Here is a 17,817-nt window from a genome sequence, read left to right on the forward strand (position 1 = left end):
GGCGGCGTTCCCCCGTCGAAGCGAATCGTCAACCGGACCTCACGCACGGCTCGCGTCCCACGGCGCGACGCCTGGCGCGCGAGACGTCATCCTCGAACGAGCCGACCCGGGGCAAACCAAGCGGTGCGCTCGGCGTGGCAAGGAACCGGGGAAGGAGTTTCTCGTGCAAGTGTACTCCCCGTTCGCTTGCGGTGGGTTTCAGCGCGGACGAGAATTCCGGGAGTGGTACATTTCGCCGCAACCAGCAGGGTGGCCGTGCAGCCGTCGAGGCGGGGGGATCATTCGGCGCGATGCCGGAGGTTGCACCGGAGCCTGCCGCGACCCCGGCGGAAGAGCGGTGCGAGGTCGCCCGGGGAGAAGGACCGCGGCCGCGCGCCGTGGTTGACGGCGCTCGGCGTCCGTCACCGGCGGGTTCTGGGCCCAGGCGGCTCCGGCGATCTTTCCTCGGCCGGCGGCGCGATCTTGGCGATCGGGAGTGCGACATGACGGACCGAGCGGAGCAGATGCAAACGGTGCGGGTGCGCCCGGGCTGGGACGAGTACTACCTGGCGATCGCGCGAGCGGTCGCGGCGCGGTCGAACTGCGTGCGGCGGCAGGTCGGGGCGCTCGTGGTCGTCGACAACGCGATCATCGCGACGGGTTACAACGGCACGCCGGTCGGCGTCCGCAACTGCATCGACGGCGGTTGCCCCCGTTGCGCCTCCGACGCACCGGTCGGGGCTGGCTACGACTCCTGCATCTGCGTGCACGCCGAGCAGAACGCCATCGTGTTCGCGGCGCGACACGGCAACGCGACCCAGGGCGGGACGCTCTACACGACGCTGCGGCCCTGCTTCGGTTGCCTCAAGGAGTCGATCCAGGCGGGGATCCGTTCGATCGTCTTCGCCGAGCCGTTCGCCTACGAGGGCGAGCTCGAGGCGCTCTATCAGCGCCTCGTGGCCGAGTCCGGCATCGTGCTACGGACGGTCCCGGAGCCGCCCGGTCCGGCGTCGCCGCTTCAGGGCACGAAGCGGTAGCCGACGCCGCGCACGCTGAGGATGTGGCGCGGGCGTGCCGAGTTCTCTTCGAAGTGCTGGCGCAGCGCGACGATCACGTTGTCGACCACGCGCTCGTTCGGATGGTGGGGGAGCTGCCAGACCTCGGTGAGGAGCTCGCGACGCGTCACCACCTGCTGCGGCCGCGAGAGGAAGACGCGCATGACCGCGATCTCCTTCTGCGAGAGCTGGACGACCCCGCGACGCGTCTTCGCTTCGTAGCTGTCGAAGTCGACCCAGAAGTCGCCGAACTCTCGCCGCTGGCTGCCTTCGGTCGGGCCGCTTCCGGCGACGCTCGACTGCCGTGACCAGGCGAGACGCCGCAGCATGCCTTCGACCCGCGCCAGGAGCTCGGCGAGATCGAACGGCTTGACGACGTAGTCGTCGGCGCCCATCTTCAGCCCGAAGATCACGTCGTCGGGTTGGCCGCGGGCGGTCAGCATGAGGATCGGCGTGAGCACCCCCGCCTGGCGAAGGCGCTGGCAGACCTCGAAACCGTCGATTCCGGGCAGGCGCACGTCGAGCAGGACGAGGTCGAAGGTCGTCGCCTGGATGCGGGCGAGCGCGTCGAGGCCGTCGCTCGAAGCTTCGACGCAATAGCCCTTGCGCTCGAGGTTGAAGACGAGCCCTTGGGCGATCGCATCGTCGTCTTCGACGACGAGCACGCGCGGTGCGGCTGGCGGCGCGGTCATGGGATCTCCTCGAGCACGGGCAGGCGGACGACCAGTCGGGCGCCCGGGCGGTCCTCCTGAGAGTACGCACGGACTGTACCGCGCATTTCGCGAACGAGACCACTGACGATCGAGAGGCCGAGCCCGGCACCCTTGCGGTGCGGCACACCCTGTCGCCCGGCCTGGTAGAAGCGGTCGAAGATGCTCGCCAGCTCCTTCTTCGGAATGCCGACGCCGTCGTCCTCGACCTCGAGGTGGGCGACGCTGTCCTCGCTGAACACCCGCAGTCGTACCTCGCCGCCGCGTTCGGAGAAGCGCACGGCGTTGTCGATCAGGTTGTCGAGGACCTGGCGGAGCGCCTCCTCGGAGCCGAGAACCCGCGAGGAGGTCTCGACTTCGGCGCGCAGCGCCACGCCGCGACTCTCGGCCTGCGCTCGGGCGGCCTCGAGGTAGCCGCGGACGAACGAACCGAGGTCGACCGGGTGGAGGTCGAGGAGGCGCTTGCGGGCCAGCAGCCGGCTGCTCTCGAGCACCGCGTCGACGAGCGCCGCCATGCGGTCGGCCTGCTGCTCGATGGTGAAGAGAAAGCGACGGCGGACGACGGCGTCGAGCTCGTCGGACTGCTGGAGCGTCTGCGCGTGCAGCTTGATCGCCGCCAGCGGCGACTTCATCTCGTGGGTGATGTTCGAGATGAACTCCTCCTGCTTGAGAGCGTAGCGGCGCGCGGCGAGCGCCTGGGCGAGCTGGTAGGTCAGGCCGACGATGAGGAAGAAGAGGAGCGTCGAGCCGATCGAGAGCAGCGACCAGTCGAGCCGCTCGGCGGCGCCGGAGCGCACCACGTAGACCACCCAGACGACCAGCAGGGACAGCGTCGCGGCGAGCGACAGGACGTACATGGTGATCAGCCGGGCCGAACGACGGGAATGCATCGGCCCCATGCTATCGAACCGGCCGCCGGGCGGGAGGGCGGGGGCGGCGGACAGTTTCGTGACAGAGCGCTGACCGCGCCTGACCCTGTGGACGGCCATACTCTCGACCATGACCATCGACCCGCAGAACGAGAAGGCCTGGCGTGAGCTGCTCGCGCCGTACAAGAAGGCGAGCTGGAGCCGCGCGCTGTTGCAGCTCGCCGACACGGCGCTGCCTTTCCTGGCGCTCTGGGTGCTCATGCTGTGGAGCCTCGGCGGCTCCTACGGATGGACTCTGCTGCTCGCCGTGCCGACGGCGTTCTTCTTCGTCCGCCTGTTCATCATTCAGCACGACTGCGGACATGGGGCGTTCTTCCCCTCCCACACCGCCAACAACGCCCTCGGCGCGGTGCTCGGCGTGGTGACGCTTTTTCCCTACGGCTACTGGAAGCGGACGCACGCCATCCATCACGCGAGCAACGGGAATCTCGACGAGCGCGAGTTCGGCGACATCAGCACGCTGACCGTGGCCGAGTACCTCGCGCTGTCGCCGGTCCGCCGTTTTCTCTACCGCCTCTACCGTCACCCGGTGGTGCTCTTCGGCATCGGACCGGCCTACCAGTTCCTGGTCAAGCATCGTTTCCCGTGGGACATTCCGTTCGCCTGGAAGCGCGAGTGGCGGAGTGTTCTCGGGACGAACGTCGCCCTGGTGGCGGTGTTCGGATCGCTCGGCCTGGCGGTCGGCTGGAAGGCGGCGCTCCTCGTCCATGTGCCGATCGTCCTGGTGGCCGGCGCGCTCGGCGTCTGGCTCTTCTACGTCCAGCACCAGTTCGAAGAGACCTACTGGGAGCACGCCGACGCCTGGGACTACTACCGTGCCGGCGCGCACGGCAGTTCCTTCTACGACCTGCCGCCGGTTCTCCACTGGCTGACCGGCAACATCGGCTACCACCACATCCACCACCTGGCGAGTCAGATTCCCAACTACCGGCTGGCCGAGGCGTTTCGCGAAAACCCCTCGATGCAGCGCGTCACGCGCCTGACGATCCGGCAGAGCCTGAAGTGTGCGCGCCTCAAGCTGTGGGACGAAGAGAAGCGCACGATGGTGAGCTTTGCCGGGTTGGCCCGCCGGACCGCGCCAGCGGCTGTGCCCGCCGCCCAGCCGATGCAGAGCTGATCCGCCCCGCCGAGGCGACCTCGGCCGTGCGGTCGAGGTCGCGGGTTGGATGTGACCCGGCGGTGGGGTGGATGGACCGCCCGGGTCGCCAGCGCCTCCCCCCTCGCCGCAGGCGGAGTGCCGGTCGCCTTGGCAGTGCCCGAGATCCCGACCATGGAAGGCGATCGATGGTGATCCCGGCCGCAGAGGCCCTCGCCTTCGGATGCGGCTTCGACTCGACCTCCCGTGTGCCGGGTGGGCGCCCGTAGCTCGCTCTAGGAGGCGAGCAGGGCGCGTGCCCGGCGCGTCAGCGGGTGGAGTTCGCCGCGGCTGCGTTCCAGCACGGCCAGGGCCTGTTGCGCTTCACTGCGGGCCGCGCTCCTCTCTCCGCTGCCGGCGAGTGCCTCGGCGAGAGCCAGGCGCGACTCGGCAACCCGCCAGTTGTCGACCGGCAGGCTCTCCAGGCGGGTACGAAGGGCGCGGCGTGCGGTCTCGACGGCATTCCGGAACTGACCGGTGCGGCAGAGGAGCACGGCGTGCGTGGTCCAGAGGGCCGCCCAGGGCCGCGCGCGCAGCGATTCGTTGCCGTCGATCGTGGCGAGCGCATGGTCGAGCTGTTCGCTCGCCGCCGCCAACGCGCCGCGAGCGAGTGCTGCCGTGGCCACCAGCGTGCGGCTGTAGATCGTGAAGTCGTGAGACTCGCCGTTGGCGGCCAGGTTGATAGCGAGCGATTCGCGGAAGAGCGGCTCGGCTTCGGCCGGCCGATCGAGGTCGACGAGCAGAATGCCGAGAGTGTTCAGCGGCGCGGTGAGGGCGACGGGAGTCGCCACCTTGCGCTGGCGGGTGAGCACGTCGCGGGCCAAAGGTTCCGCCTCCGCAAATCGCCCTTCGTCGACGAAGCAGGCCACACGATTGGAACGTGCCTGCAGAGTGCTCGGATGATCGGGGCCCAGCAGCGCGCTCCAGATCGCGACGACGCGTTCGAGCACGTCGGCTGCTTGGCGATACTTGCCGACCCGGTGCAGCAGGATGGCGCGTTCGTTCAGCACGTTGCCGTACAGGTAGGAGCGTTCGGCACCGGTCTCGGCCAGGGCGCGAGCCGCAGTCTCCAGCACCTCGGAGGCTTCGTCGATCTGATGGTCGAGCCGCAGGGCGGCGGCCAGCTCTTTGGCGGAGGAAACGGTCTCGCGGTGAGCCGCGCCTTGGGCGCGACGGTGGATCGCGAGGGCGGCGCGCAGCTCGGCAACTCCTTCGCTGGTGTGGTCAGCCTGACTCAGCGCGATGCCCAGGTTGGCGCGGGCGCGGGCCGTCGCGGGATGCTCGGGCCCGAAGCGCTCGGTGGCCGCGACGACGACGTCACGCAGGATCTCGATCGCCTCGCCCGAGCGTTCGGCCGCGGTCAGGTATTCGGCGAGCTTCGCCCGCGCCGCGAGCGCGGCGGAAGGGTCGGGGTCGGCCACGAGAGCGGCCACCAGCTGCTTCTGGATCTCTACCGCCTCGAGTGGCTTGCCACGGCGCTGGAGCAGGGCGGCGCGGGCTTCGAGGAGGGCACGGGCGCCTGGCGTCCCGTGCTCGGTGCCGGCGGATTCGGCCGCGAGGAGCTCACGCTCGGCGGCATCGAGATCGTCGCCGTCCGAGAGCACGTGCGTCACTAGCGCGCGGGCCTCGGCGGCCGGGCTCGAGCCGACTCCCTCGGCGGCCACCGTGAGGTCGCGCGCCGTTCGCGCCAGGGCGATCGCGCGCTGGCCTTCACCGAGCTCCTGGTAGAGCCGGGCGAGCGTGCGCGCGAAGGCGGCGCGCGTCTTCGGGTCGCTGGCCAGTTCGCCGTCGAGACGACGGGCGCCCTCGTCGAGCAGATCGCGTGCGGTGACCGTCGCTCCGCCGGAGACCTCGGGGCTCGCGACCTCGAAGAGGCGCGAGAGAAATGCACCGAGCTCACTGGCATGGCGGGCCTCGAGGGCTCGCGCGCGCGCCTGGCGAAGGCTGACTCCGGCGCCGACTGCCATGGAGCACAGCGTGAGCGCGACGAGCGCGGCGGGGATCCGGTGGCGGCGCAGGAAGCGCAGGCTGCGCGTCCCGAATCCCATCCGGCGCGCGGCGATCGGGTGCGCGGCGAGCGCGGACGCGAGGTCGGCGGCGAACCGGTCGACCGATGGATAGCGCTGGGCGGGCACCTTCGCCAGGGCGCGGGCGGTGATCGCTTCGAGGTCTCGGCGCAGCCGGCGGCCTGGCCGGAATCGCCCCGCGTTCCCCGCCCACGGACTCCCGGGTTCGCGTTCGAGCACGGCATGCTCGATTTCGACGCGGCTGGCTCCCGGACGGTCGAAGGGTCGACGCCCCGCGAGCAGCTCGAAGAGCAGGACGCCGAGCGCCCACACATCGGTTGCCATCGAGACCGGTTCGCCGCGAACCTGTTCGGGAGAGGCGTAGGACGGCGTCAGGAGCCGCTCTTCGAGCCGGGTCAAGGCGGTTGCCGGGGCGGCAGCGAAGTCGCTGCTCTCCGTCCCGGTCTCTCCGTCCTCGATCAGCTTGGCGATGCCGAAGTCGAGGAGGCGAACGCGGCCCGCGCGATCGACGAGCACGTTCGAGGGCTTGAGGTCGCGATGGATGACGAGCGCCCGGTGGGCATGGTCGACGGCCTCGGCGACGGCAAGCAGCAGGCGGCAGGCCGCCTCGAGAGGAAGGGCCAGGGAGCGGCAGTGCTCGGTGAGCGGGAGACCCTCGACGAGCTCCATGGCGAGCCAGGGCGTGCCGTCGTTCGCGACCCCGCCGTCGACGAGTCGCGCGATCGAGGGATGGTCGAGCCGAGCGAGGATCCGGCGCTCGCGAGCGAATCGTGCTCGCAAGCTCGGGCTTGTGAGCTCCCGCGACACGATCTTGACGGCGACACGCTGCGCAAAGTCGCCTTCCGTGCGCTCGGCCTCCCAGACCTCGCCCATCCCCCCCTGTCCGATCCGCCGCAGGAGACGCCACGGGCCCAGCAGCGTGCCAGGCATTCCCTGCTCGCCGCGGGGAACGGTGCCGGAGCGAGGGACCTCTCGCGCGCCAAGCAGCGGGGAGCCCGTGGCATCGGCGGAGAGGAGAGCCGACACGCGCTCGGCGAGCTCTGGATCGCCAGCGCGCACGAGGGCGAGTGTCGCCTGGCGCTCCGCCGGCGGCATCTCGACGAGCTCGTCGAAGAGCTCCAGCGCTCGGCGATCGACCGCCGGATCGTCGCTCGGGCGGCTCACGAGAGCGTGGAGGGCCGGGCCGCCTCCGGGGCGGCAGGTTGCAGGTCGACGACGCCACCGAGCTCGGCGAGGAGGAAGGCGCGCGCCTTCCTCCAGTCCCGGCGGACGGTCCGGTCGGCGACTCCGAGCGCGGCCGCGGCCTCGGGCTCGGAGAGGCCGCAGAAGAACCGCAGCTCGACGACACGCGCGAGCCGCGCTTCGGCTCGTTCGAGCCGAACGAGGGCAGCGTCGAGCGCGAGCAGGTCTTCGGGAGCGCGCTCGAGCGCGATCTCGGGTAGCTCGTCGGCCTCGTCGAGTGGCGTGAGCTCGGGATCGCCACCTCGCTTTGCCGTAGCTCGGCGGCGTGCCGCGTCGATCAGGACGCTGCGCATCGCCCTCGCTGCCAGGTTCAGGAAATGCTGGCGATCCTCGGCCTGGAGATCGGTACCGCGACAGAGCCGGAGGTAGCTCTCGTGCACCACGGCCGTCGTATTGAGCGTCGGCGAGGCTCCCCAGCGAAGTCGCTGCCGGCGGGCGACTCGGCGCAGCTCGGCGTAGATGTCCTCGTAGAGGCGCTGGTCGGCCTCGGGGGCCCCAGAGCGCGCATCCTGCAACAGCTCGACGAAACTCGGTGAGCTCGACATCGTGGATCTTCCCGGCGACGAAGGGTGGCGGGAGTTTACAAGAGCTCGCCCTCGCCGCGTGGATCGGCCCGGACCGGTTGGGAACCCACCGCCGCTCCCGGGAAGGTTCCGGAGAAGGTGCTGGAAAGGTGCCAGGGGTCTGGAAAGGTGCCAGGGGTCTGGAAAGGTGCCAGGGGTCTGGAAAGGTGCCAGGGGTCTTTCCGGGGCTTGTTCTGGGACGGTGCTGGGAAGGTGCCAGGGGTCTTCCCCGCGCTCCGCGAGCGTCGTTCGGCGGCGCCTGGAGCTTCTCCCGCCGGGCCGCTCCTGCGGTGGTGGCCTTCGCGCTGCCGGGAGTCGCTCCCCGAGCCGACGAGCTCGGTGCCAGGATCCCGACTTCTTCCTCCCCCTCCGCCGGTCCTTCCCGCGGGAGGGGGTGCGGTTTGCGGCTAGGATCCGCTGGTGAGCCGGATCCACCTCCTCCCCGACCATCTGGTCAGCCAGATTGCCGCCGGCGAGGTGGTGGAGCGTCCGGCTTCGGTGGTGAAGGAGCTGCTGGAGAACGCCCTGGACGCGGGTGCCGGTGCGGTGCGCATCGAGCTCGACACCGGGGGCAAGGCGCGCATCCTTGTCGCGGACGACGGCTCCGGGATGAGCTCGGACGACGCCCTGCTGGCCTTCGACCGGCACGCGACGAGCAAGATCGAGAGCTTCCACGACCTCGAGCAGGTCGCCACGCTTGGCTTCCGCGGCGAGGCGCTTGCCACCGTCGCCGCGGTGGCGCGCGTCGAGTTGCGGACCGCCGAGGCCCCGGGGGCCGGAACTCGCGTGCGGATCGAGGGTGGGCGGATCCTCTCGGTCGAGCCGGTGGCGCTGGCGCAAGGCACGACGATCGAGGTTCGCTCGCTCTTCTTCAACGTCCCGGCACGCCGCAAGTTCCTCAAGTCGACGGGAACCGAGCTGCGACGCTGCCTCGAGGTCGTCGAAGGCTACGCACTGGCCTGGCCCGAGGTGCGTTTCACGGTGATCCACGAAGGCCGGACGCTGCTCGAAGCCGGGCGGGTCGATCCGGCGACGGCCTTGCGCGAGAGAGTCGCCGAGGTCCTCGGGCGCGAGCTCGCCGAGCGGCTGGTCGAGATCCCTGGCGCGCCGCTCGCCCCGGACCTCGACTGGTGCCGCGGCTTCGTCGGACAGCCGGGCGCCTCCTCGGCGCGGCGACTCTTCACCTGGGTGAACCGGCGGCTGGTGCGCGACCGCCTGCTCAACGCCGCCTTCTACCGCGCGGTGCGCGAGGAGTGGCGAAGCGACGAAGCGCCGGCGCTGATCCTCTTCCTGACCCTGCCGCCGGAGGAGGTGGACGTCAACGTTCATCCGCAGAAGGCTGAGGTGCTCTTTCGCGATCCCGGGTTGCTCGACCGGGTCATCGAGCGGCTGCGGCCGGCGCTCGGCGCGGCGCGCGGCGAGGTCGACGCACCGCTGCGCACGCCGCACGGAGTCGGGCCGGCGCCGTTTGTCGGTGAAGGACTCGGCGGATGGAGCCGGCCGCTGGCCGGTGGATCGGTCGTCGCGGAAGGGACCTCCTGGGGGGGCTTCGAGAGACAAGACGGCTGGGTAGGGAAGACAGGCGTTCCGTCCCTTCCTGGAGTCGGCGAGTCGTTTCCCCTGGGTGAAGGGGCGCGGATCGCGGAAGCGGTGTACGCGCCGCTGGAGCGGGCGCCGGTACCGTTGTCGGGGCGCGATGGCCAGCCAAGACCATTCCGACTCGTGGGGCAGTACAAAGGCTCGCTGGTGCTTCTGGAAGGGCCGGATGGCCTGTATGTCGTCGACCAGCACGTGGCGCACGAGAGGATTCTCTTCGAGCGTTTGCGGCGTGATTTCGCGGCGAAGGGCATCCCGTCCACCCAGACGCTTCTCGAGCCGCTGATTCTGGAGGTCTCGCGCAGCGAGTCCTTGCGGCTGCTCGAGCTGGCCGACGAGCTCGCCTCGGCCGGGGTCGAGCTCCGCGAGATCGCGGGTGGGCGCCTCGGGGTGGTGGCCGTTCCGACGTCGCTGCGGGCCGAGCAGGCTGCGGCGCTCCTGCACGAGCTGGCGGCGGCGCGTGGCGAAGGGCAGACCGGTGTGCGCGATCGCCTGCTCGAGGCGTTCGCGGCCAGTCTGGCCTGCAAAGCGGCGGTCAAGATGCACGAGCCGCTCGGGCCGGTCGAGCTCGAGCGGCTGATCGGCGAGCTCTTCACTTGCGAGCAGCCCTTCGCGTGTCCCCACGGTCGGCCGATCGTCATGGTGCTGTCGGACGCCGATCTCGAGAGGAGGTTCGGACGGCGATGAGCGAGAAACTCGGTCCCGGAGGATCGCTGCCGGAGCGGCTGTTTGGCTGGCTCGGGGTGGACGCGCACTCGCACGAGCTGGAAGAGCTCGAGACGCTCCTCGGTTGGCCGTTCCGCGATCGGCGACTGCTCGAGACGGCGCTGACGCACCGTTCCTACGCCAATGAGCGCGAGAGCGGCGAGCACTACGAGCGGCTGGAGTTCCTGGGTGATTCGGTGCTCGGCTTGGTGGCGGCCGAGTGGCTCTTCCTGCGCTATCCCGAGCGCCCGGAAGGAGAGCTCTCGAAGGAGAAGGCCTACTTCATCAGCGAGCTGGCGTTGGCGCGGCATGCCGACGGGATGCGACTCGGACGTTGGCTGCGGCTGGGGGTCGGCGAAGAACGGTCGGGCGGTCGCGGCAAGGAGTCGATCCTCGCCGATGTCGTCGAGGCGCTGCTCGGAGCGATCTACCTCGACGGCGGTCTCGGTCCGGCGCGACTGCTTGCGTGGCGCCTGCTCGAAGCCTCCGCGGCCTGGACGCGACCGGCCGTCGAACGCGACCCGAAGACCGCTCTCCAGGAAGTCAGCCAGGCGCGGGGGTGGGCGCTGCCGGCCTACGAGATCGTCGAGGAGCAGGGCCCTGACCACGAGAAGACCTTCACCATTGCTTGTGTGGTGGACGGACGCGTGTTGGGTCGCGGCGTCGGGCGCACGAAGAAGGCGGCCGAGCAGGCCGCTGCTGCTGCCGCCCTCGAGGTCCTGGCGACTCCGTGAACGGCCGGGGTCGTCGCGGTGCTCGGCTCGGCGCTGCCGCCCGCGGTCTTCCGGGGGGGGCGCGCCGCGTTGCGGCGCCTTGACCCTCGCGAAAGGCCGCCTCTATGATCCGACGGCCATGACCACTTCGCCGTTTCCCGTCGTCGCCGTGTCGCGCTTCAACCAGCATGTTGGTGAGACCGTCACGGTGCGTGGCTGGCTCACCCAGAAGCGATCGAGCGGCAAGATCGCTTTCCTGCAGATTCGCGACGGCAGCGCGATCGTGCAGGCGGTGGCCAGCCGCAAGGAGATTCCGGAAGCGGCCTGGGCCGACGCCGAGCGGGTGACGCAGGAGTCGACGGTCACGGCGGTCGGCGTCGTGCGCGCCGACGCGCGCGCCCCCGGGGGGCACGAGCTGCTGCTCAGCGACTTCCGCGTCGACAGTCTGACCGAGGATTTCCCGATCACCCCGAAGGAGCACGGGGTCGCGTTCTTGATGGAGAACCGCCACCTCTGGCTGCGGTCGAGCCGCCAGCGTGCGGCGCTGCGGATCCGCAGCGAGGTGGAGCAGGGGATCCACGATTTCTTCCATTGCCGCGATTTCGTCAAGATCGACTCGCCGATCCTGACGCCGGCCGCCTGCGAGGGGACCTCGAACCTCTTCGAGACCGACTACTTCGGCGAGAAGGCCTATCTCTCGCAGTCCGGTCAGCTCTACCTCGAGCCGGCGGCGGCGGCGTTCGGCAAGGTCTATTGCTTCGGCCCGACCTTCCGGGCGGAGAAGTCGAAGACCCGGCGCCACCTGATGGAGTTCTGGATGGTCGAGCCCGAGGTGGCGTTCCTCGAGTTCGAGGGGCTCTGCGGGCTCGCCGAGTCGTTCGTCAGCGAGCTCGTGGCGCGGGTGCTCGATCGTTGCGCCGAGGACCTCAAGGTGCTCGAGCGCGACACCTCGGCGCTCGAACGGGTCCGCGGGCCGTTCCCCCGGATCACCTACACCGAGGCGATCACCCGGCTCAACGCGAAGGGGAACCCGATCGTCTGGGGTGACGACTTCGGCGCCGACGAAGAGACGCTGGTGGCCGAGGATTTCGATCGACCGGTGATGGTGACCCGCTTCCCGGCGGCGTTCAAGGCGTTCTACATGCAGCCGGATCCGCAGGACGAGCGGGTGGTGCTCGGCCTCGACATTCTGGCGCCGGAAGGCTACGGCGAGATCATCGGCGGCAGCCAGCGCATCCACGACCACGACCTGCTGCTCGGCCGGATCCAGGCGCACAACCTCCCGATCGAGGCGTTCCAGTGGTACCTCGACGTGCGCAAGTACGGAAGCTTCCCGCACTCCGGCTTCGGGATGGGGCTCGAGCGGTTCGTCGCCTGGATGGGGAAGCTCGAGCACGTGCGCGAGACCATCCCGTATCCGCGTCTGCTCTACAAGATCTACCCCTGAGGCCGTCGAGCGACGCGAAGCGCTGCGACGCCTCGGTCGATGGAGGAAAATGGGCGCGCCCTCCCGGGGGCAGACGAACGGCTCGCGGCCATTGGACGCGAATGCCGCGATGCGGTATCATCTTGCCGCATTGCGGTAATCCGATCCCGATGCCGCGGACCGCGACGCTGCCAAGCCATCCGATGAGAGCCCACGTCCAGCCGACCGTCGAGCCGCCTCCGGGGCGGTGCGCCGTCGCGGCCGGAGATGTGCCGTCAAGGATGTCAAAAGCAGATCGTCTCGGAATGCGGATCGGTTCGAGCACAGCGTTCCGGATCGTCGACACCTCGCGTCCCCGGGCGACCTCCCCCGCGTCCCGGGGCCGGGAGCGACGTTCCTTCGCGATTCGCTGACCGGCGATCGCCACGCTGTGCGGGGCGAGGGCGGCTCTCCGCCCTCGCCCTTTTTTCGTCCGCCTCGTTCCTTTTTGTCGGCCGTCCGCTGGCAGCTTCCTGCCGAGAGGGTCAGAATCACGCGATGCGAGCCGTCTTGCCTCCCGGTCGAGGAAGCGCGGCCGGGAAACCGGCGCTCGGAGAGTGGCCGGACCCGGTCCCTGGCGTCGACGAGGTCCTGGTGCGGGTCGCCGCGGCCGGGCTCAATCGCGCCGATCTCCTGCAGATGCGTGGGCTCTACCCCCCGCCTCCGGGAGAGAGCGAGATCCCAGGGCTCGAGTGCGCGGGAGAGGTCGTCGCAGCCGGTTCGGCGGTCGGCAGCCGCTGGCAGGCCGGAGATCGCGTTCTCGCGCTGCTTGCCGGGGGAGGGCAGGCGGAGCTCGTGGCGATCCCCCACGGGCAGCTGATGCGGCTTCCGCGCGGCCTCTCGCTGATCGAGGCGGCGGCGCTTCCCGAGGCGGCGATCACCGCGTGGACCAACCTGGTCAGTGAGGGGCACCTCGAAGCCGGAGAGACCGTCCTGATCGTCGGCGCGGCCTCGGGTGTCGGCACGTTCGCGGTCCAGCTCGCCCGGGAGGTCGGGGCCAGGGTCCTCGTCGCCGGTCGTTCGCTCGAGCGGCTTGCAGCCCTGCGCGAGCTCGGGGCCGACGAGCTACTCGAGTTGAGGCCCGACCTCGGAGAGCAGCTGCGGCGGGTGACGGGCGGGAGAGGCGTTCATCTCGTCTTGGACCTCGTCGGCGGCGGACACGTCGCGTCGGCGCTCGCCGGGATCGCGCCCGGCGGCCGATGGGTGTTGGTCGGGTTGATGGCCGGACGATCGGCGACGCTCGACCTCGGACTCCTTCTGCAGCAGCGAGTGAAGCTCATCGGTTCCGTCCTGCGGCCGCGGAGCCGGGCGGAGAAGGCCGAGCTCGTCGAGACCTTCGTGCGATTCGCCTCCGGGCGCCTCGACGACGGTCGCCTGCGAGCGGTGGTCGACTCGGTCTACCCCTGGGCGAACGTGGCGGAAGCTTACGGACGTCTCGAACGGGGACCGGTCCTGGGAAAGGTCGTCCTCGACCTGGCCTGAGTCGGTTCGGCGCTCCTCGCCGCGTTGCCGCGCGGCGTCGCGGGGAGTAAGCTTGTTCGCTGTGCCTAAGCGGATCATCCCGGTCGCCTCGGGCAAGGGCGGCGTCGGCAAGACGACCTTCGCGATCAATTTCGCCCTGGCTCTCTCGCGCCGTGCGCCGACCGTGCTGGTGGATCTCGACACCGGCACCTCGTCGGTGCGCACCACGCTGAGCACGCCGGTCCGCCGCGACCTGTATCACTTCCACCGCAAGGGGACGCCGCTCTCCGACTGCATCACGCCGCTCGACGGCGGACTCGACGGCGACGGCGAGTTCCGCAACTTCGGTTTCGTTGCCGGCCCGCTGCATTTCATCGCCGACCTGGCCCAGCCCGACGCCACCTTCCGCCGGCGTGTCGCCGCCGAGATCAACACCCTGCCGGCTGATTACGTGGTGGTCGACCTGCGGGCCGGGCTCGACGAGAACGTGCTCGATTTCCTGCCCTACACGAACTCGGGGGTGCTGGTCTTCACGCCGCACCACCCGACGGCGACGCTCGCCGCCTCCGACATCGTCAAGGCGATCCTCTTCCGGACGCTGCGACTGATCTTCGCCCCCGGGTCGGCGGTCTTCTCGCTTCCGGGGATGGCGGATTCTCACGACCTCATCAAGGAGCTCCTCGAGGTCACGGAAGACGTCTACGACGAATCGATCCCCAATCTCGACGCGCTGATCAAGGACATGCGCGACGTCTTCGGCCCGCAGCCGCTGCTCGACGTGATCACCGACGTGCTCGAGGACTTCCGCGTGCACTACGTGCTGAACATGTTCAACGGCGTCCAGGAGGGCTACGAGCGAACGCTCAAGCCGTTCGTCGAGAACGTCGCCCGCAACGTCTCGGCCCGTCCGACGCTGACGCAACTCGGCTGGGTCGTCGAGGACGAGCGGATCCATCAGGCCAACTGCAGCGGCCGGCCGATCCTGCTCGACCGTCGCCAGATCAGGAAGCGACCGGCAGCCGAGGCCGACCCGGTGATGGCCGAGCTCGAGGCGCTGGCCTCGTCGATGCTGGGGATCTCGCGCCGCCCGCGACGGGCGCCGGCTCTCCCGGCCTCGGTGCCGACACCGGTGGCCCCCGAGCGGCTGGACCCGACCGAGCTGCTCGACGCGCAGCTCGCCTCGCTCAAGGCGATGTACTCGGACCGTTCGAACGACACGGTACGCGAGAACTTCTCCTATCTCGTCTTCCGAGCGCTCAACCTGATCGCGCCGCCGCGTGCGCCCAGCGAGTTCGGTCAGACCGCGGTGGCCCAGCCGGAGCAGATCCAGCGCTGGTTCATGCGCCGTCAGGCCGTTTGAGGACGTCGTGACGCGTTGGCCGGAAGGCGCGCCTGCGGGCCCCGATCGCGTCCTGGCGATGCTGCCGAACCTCTTGTTCTGATAGGCTTTACAGGTATGTCGAACCTTCCCAAGCCGCGCGTCGGCTTGATCAGCCTGGGTTGCGCCAAGAACCTCGTCGACAGCGAGATCATGCTCGGCGAGCTGCGCCGCCAGGGTCACGAGATCGTCGCGGACCTCGCCGACGCCGAGACGGTGATCGTCAATACTTGCGCCTTCGTCGAGGACGCCAAGCGGGAGTCCATCGACACGATCCTCGAGGTCGCAGGCCGCAAGGGGCAGGGGGTGGGACGCCTGCTCGTCGCCGGATGCATGGTCAACCGTTACGGGCAGGACCTCGCGCGGGAGATCCCCGAGATCGACGGCTTCGTCGGCCTCGACCAGCTCCGCGAGGTGGGCTCGGTCGTCCAGCTCGGCGGCGGGCCGCCACCGCCGTCACCGTCGCATCTGGTCTTCGACCACACGGCTCCTCGCGTTCTGACGACTCGTGGTCATGCCTACCTCAAGGTGGCCGAAGGCTGCGACAACCCGTGCACGTTCTGTGCGATTCCGCTCTGGCGTGGACGCTTCCGCTCGCGCACGGTCGAGAGCCTGGTCGCCGAAGCGCGTCAGCTCGAAGAGCAGGGGATCGCCGAGCTCTGCCTCATCGCGCAGGACACGACGCGCTACGGTGAAGATCTGGGGATGGGACGGCACGGCCTGCTGCGCCTCGTCGAGGCCCTGCTCGCCGGGACGTCGATCCCCTGGATCCGCTTCCTCTATGCCTACCCGACGACGCTGGACGAGGACTTGCTGCGGCTGATGGGGCAGGAGGAGCGCTTCTGCTCCTACGTCGACATGCCGTTGCAACACAGTCATCCCGAGATGCTCTCGGCGATGCGCCGGGGCGGCAGCGCGGAGCGCTATCAGCGGCTGCTCGATCGCGCTCGCGAGCTGGTGCCGGACGTCTTCCTGCGCTCGACGTTCATCGTCGGGTTCCCGGGCGAACGCGAAGAGCATTTCTCGCACCTGCTCGACTTCGTGCGGCGAGCTCAGCTCGACCACGTGGGAGCGTTCGCCTACAGTCCGGAAGAGGGGACTCCCTCTGCCGAGCTCGCGGCGCGGGTGCCGCGGCATGTCGCGCGGCGCCGGCACCGGCAGCTTCTCGAAGCGCAGCGGCCGATCTCCCTTGGCCGGCGGCAGGCGCTCGTCGGGCAGCGGCTGCGCGTCCTGCTGGAGGGCGTTTGCGAGGAGAGCGAGCACCTGCTCCAGGCGCGTCACCATGGCATGGCTCCCGAGATCGACGGACGGATCTTGATCAACGACGGTTTCGACGGCCTCGACGGCACGGGAGCCGGGAGGTTCGTCGAGGTCGAGGTCACCGACGCCTACCCGTCCGATCTGGTGGCGCGGGTCGTCTCGATGGCGCCGGCCGAGGGGCGTCGCAGCGTGAGCGAGGCGGCGACGCCGATCGTGGAGACCCTGCCATGCAGGTAGTCCTCGACGCGTTCCGCGCTACCGACCTCCCGCACGGCGGCGTGGTCACCATCGGGAACTACGACGGCATCCACCTCGGGCAGCGGCAGGTTCTCGAGCGCGTCGTCGCGCGGGCGCGGACCCTCGGGGTGCCGGCGGTGGTGGTGAGCTTCCAACCGCATCCGGTGGCGATCCTGCGGCCGGACGAGGCGCCGCCGGCGCTGACCACGGCCGCGCAGCGCGAGCGGTTGCTCGACGAAATCGGCGTCGATGTGGTGCTGACGATCCGTTTCACCCGGGATTTCGCGGCCCTTTCGGCCGAGGAGTTCGTGCGCGGGTTCCTCGTCGGGCGGCTCGCCGCCCGGGAGGTCTACGTCGGCTCGCGATTCGGATTCGGCCGCGGCCGGGAGGGAGATCTCGCCCTGCTCACCCGGATGGGAGCCGAGCTCGGGTTCACGGCCGTAGGGGTCGAAGAGCTGACCCAGCGCGGCGAGGCCGTCTCGGCGACGCGAATCCGCCGCGCGATCGGCGAAGGGCGTGTCGAGGATGCGGCCGCAATGCTCGGTCGACCCTATGCGATCACCGGCGTGATCGTGCGCGGCGACCGGATGGGCAAGCGGCTGGGCTGGCCGACGGTCAATGTCGCGGCCGACCACGAGCTGCTGCCGGCCGACGGGGTCTACTGCACGCGCGTCCACTTCCCGAGCTTCCCGGCAACCTTCGACTGCGCGACGAACATCGGCAGTCGGCCGACGGTATACGAGAACTTCCAGCGCGTCGTCGAGGGGCATATTCTCGACTTCTCGAGCGACGTCTATGGCGAGCGGGTGGAGCTCGCCTTCCACCGTCGCCTGCGTGAGGAGCGCATCTTCCCGTCGGTCATGGACCTGTCGCAGCAGATCCGGCGAGACGTCGACGCCACCCGTCAGTACTTCGCGGCGCGACGGCGTGCGGAAGAAGAGAAAGCGGCCCCGGCGGAGCTGGGCTAGCTCGGGCGTCGGCGCGGTGGTGCCGGCGAGCGAGGAATCGAGAACGAGGAGTCGAGAGCGATGGCCAGCGACAAAATCGTCAGCGTCAACGAGACCAACTTCAGCCAGGACGTCCTGGCGTCCGATGTCCCGGTCCTGGTGGACTTCTGGGCGCCCTGGTGCGGGCCGTGTCGGACGGTAGCGCCGGTTCTCGACGAGCTCGCCGAGGAGCTCGCCGGGAAAGTGCGTATCGCCAAGGTGAACGTCGACGACAGCCAGGGGCTGGCGGTGCAGTTCCGCATCTCGAGCATTCCGTCGTTCATCCTGTTCAAGAACGGGCAGGTCGCCGACCGGATGCTGGGAGCGATGCCGAAGGCGCAGTTCGAAGCGTTCCTCGAGCGCAACATCTCCTGAG

The 17,817-nt window shown here is 69.8% G+C and carries 14 protein-coding genes; 10 read left to right on the plus strand and 4 right to left on the minus strand.

Features of this window, described 5'->3' with window-relative positions; all coding sequences use genetic code 11:
* The first annotated feature begins 503 nt into the window (after positions 1-503).
* The gene (locus IPJ17_13790) at positions 504-1,016 is read left to right on the plus strand and encodes a dCMP deaminase family protein (GenBank protein QQR76174.1); all 513 of its coding nucleotides are present in this window, start codon (positions 504-506) and stop codon (positions 1,014-1,016) included.
* Here the strand turns inward: IPJ17_13790 and IPJ17_13795 are convergent.
* Complete coding sequence (locus IPJ17_13795; protein QQR72574.1) at positions 998-1,726, minus strand: response regulator transcription factor; 729 nt, start codon at positions 1,724-1,726, stop codon at positions 998-1,000. The genes IPJ17_13790 and IPJ17_13795 overlap by 19 nt on opposite strands.
* Positions 1,723-2,634 (minus strand): hypothetical protein, encoded by a 912-nt coding sequence (locus tag IPJ17_13800; protein ID QQR72575.1) that lies wholly within the window; start codon positions 2,632-2,634, stop codon positions 1,723-1,725. The genes IPJ17_13795 and IPJ17_13800 overlap by 4 nt, the downstream gene beginning before the upstream one ends.
* Before the next feature lie 109 nt (positions 2,635-2,743).
* On the opposite strand from IPJ17_13800, the gene IPJ17_13805 reads away from it, so the two are divergent.
* Positions 2,744-3,790 (plus strand): fatty acid desaturase, encoded by a 1,047-nt coding sequence (locus IPJ17_13805; GenBank protein ID QQR72576.1) that lies wholly within the window; start codon positions 2,744-2,746, stop codon positions 3,788-3,790.
* A gap of 254 nt (positions 3,791-4,044) precedes the next feature.
* On the opposite strand, the gene IPJ17_13810 is transcribed toward IPJ17_13805, so the two are convergent.
* The gene (locus IPJ17_13810; protein QQR72577.1) at positions 4,045-6,999 is read right to left on the minus strand and encodes a serine/threonine protein kinase; all 2,955 of its coding nucleotides are present in this window, start codon (positions 6,997-6,999) and stop codon (positions 4,045-4,047) included.
* On the minus strand, positions 6,996-7,622 hold the full coding sequence (locus IPJ17_13815; GenBank protein QQR72578.1) for a sigma-70 family RNA polymerase sigma factor: 627 nt from the start codon (positions 7,620-7,622) through the stop codon (positions 6,996-6,998). Before IPJ17_13815 ends, IPJ17_13810 begins: the two co-directional genes overlap by 4 nt.
* A gap of 438 nt (positions 7,623-8,060) precedes the next feature.
* On the opposite strand from IPJ17_13815, the gene mutL reads away from it, so the two are divergent.
* The 8 genes from mutL to trxA all read left to right on the plus strand — a co-directional run bounded on the left by mutL (position 8,061) and on the right by trxA (position 17,816).
* A complete protein-coding gene (mutL, locus tag IPJ17_13820) occupies positions 8,061-9,923 on the plus strand; it encodes a DNA mismatch repair endonuclease MutL (protein QQR72579.1) in 1,863 nt (620 codons plus the stop codon).
* Entirely contained in the window at positions 9,920-10,675 is a 756-nt protein-coding gene (gene rnc, locus IPJ17_13825) for a ribonuclease III (GenBank protein QQR72580.1), read from the plus strand. The genes mutL and rnc overlap by 4 nt, the downstream gene beginning before the upstream one ends.
* A gap of 118 nt (positions 10,676-10,793) precedes the next feature.
* The gene (gene asnS / locus IPJ17_13830; protein ID QQR72581.1) at positions 10,794-12,101 is read left to right on the plus strand and encodes an asparagine--tRNA ligase; all 1,308 of its coding nucleotides are present in this window, start codon (positions 10,794-10,796) and stop codon (positions 12,099-12,101) included.
* A gap of 516 nt (positions 12,102-12,617) precedes the next feature.
* Entirely contained in the window at positions 12,618-13,601 is a 984-nt protein-coding gene (locus IPJ17_13835; GenBank protein QQR72582.1) for an NAD(P)H-quinone oxidoreductase, read from the plus strand.
* A 52-nt stretch (positions 13,602-13,653) separates the two neighbouring features.
* The gene (locus IPJ17_13840; GenBank protein QQR72583.1) at positions 13,654-14,940 is read left to right on the plus strand and encodes a P-loop NTPase; all 1,287 of its coding nucleotides are present in this window, start codon (positions 13,654-13,656) and stop codon (positions 14,938-14,940) included.
* A gap of 96 nt (positions 14,941-15,036) precedes the next feature.
* Positions 15,037-16,455 (plus strand): 30S ribosomal protein S12 methylthiotransferase RimO, encoded by a 1,419-nt coding sequence (gene rimO, locus IPJ17_13845; GenBank protein QQR72584.1) that lies wholly within the window; start codon positions 15,037-15,039, stop codon positions 16,453-16,455.
* A complete protein-coding gene (locus IPJ17_13850; GenBank protein ID QQR72585.1) occupies positions 16,446-17,423 on the plus strand; it encodes a bifunctional riboflavin kinase/FAD synthetase in 978 nt (325 codons plus the stop codon). The genes rimO and IPJ17_13850 overlap by 10 nt, the downstream gene beginning before the upstream one ends.
* A 60-nt stretch (positions 17,424-17,483) precedes the next feature.
* On the plus strand, positions 17,484-17,816 hold the full coding sequence (gene trxA, locus IPJ17_13855) for a thioredoxin (protein QQR72586.1): 333 nt from the start codon (positions 17,484-17,486) through the stop codon (positions 17,814-17,816).
* Position 17,817: the final 1 nt, after the last annotated feature.

The organism is Holophagales bacterium (assembly GCA_016699405.1).
Classification (GTDB): Bacteria; Acidobacteriota; Thermoanaerobaculia; order Multivoradales; family JAGPDF01; genus JAAYLR01.

Bases quoted from the DNA above. Each gene is read 5' to 3' on its own strand.
- IPJ17_13790 (QQR76174.1), top strand. From the start codon at position 504: ATGCAAACGGTGCGGGTGCGCCCGGGCTGGGACGAGTACTACCTGGCG.
- IPJ17_13795 (QQR72574.1), bottom strand. From the start codon at position 1,726: ATGACCGCGCCGCCAGCCGCACCGCGCGTGCTCGTCGTCGAAGACGAC.
- IPJ17_13800 (QQR72575.1), bottom strand. From the start codon at position 2,634: ATGCATTCCCGTCGTTCGGCCCGGCTGATCACCATGTACGTCCTGTCG.
- IPJ17_13805 (QQR72576.1), top strand. From the start codon at position 2,744: ATGACCATCGACCCGCAGAACGAGAAGGCCTGGCGTGAGCTGCTCGCG.
- IPJ17_13815 (QQR72578.1), bottom strand. From the start codon at position 7,622: ATGTCGAGCTCACCGAGTTTCGTCGAGCTGTTGCAGGATGCGCGCTCT.
- rnc (QQR72580.1), top strand. From the start codon at position 9,920: ATGAGCGAGAAACTCGGTCCCGGAGGATCGCTGCCGGAGCGGCTGTTT.
- asnS (QQR72581.1), top strand. From the start codon at position 10,794: ATGACCACTTCGCCGTTTCCCGTCGTCGCCGTGTCGCGCTTCAACCAG.
- IPJ17_13835 (QQR72582.1), top strand. From the start codon at position 12,618: ATGCGAGCCGTCTTGCCTCCCGGTCGAGGAAGCGCGGCCGGGAAACCG.
- rimO (QQR72584.1), top strand. From the start codon at position 15,037: ATGTCGAACCTTCCCAAGCCGCGCGTCGGCTTGATCAGCCTGGGTTGC.
- IPJ17_13850 (QQR72585.1), top strand. From the start codon at position 16,446: ATGCAGGTAGTCCTCGACGCGTTCCGCGCTACCGACCTCCCGCACGGC.
- trxA (QQR72586.1), top strand. From the start codon at position 17,484: ATGGCCAGCGACAAAATCGTCAGCGTCAACGAGACCAACTTCAGCCAG.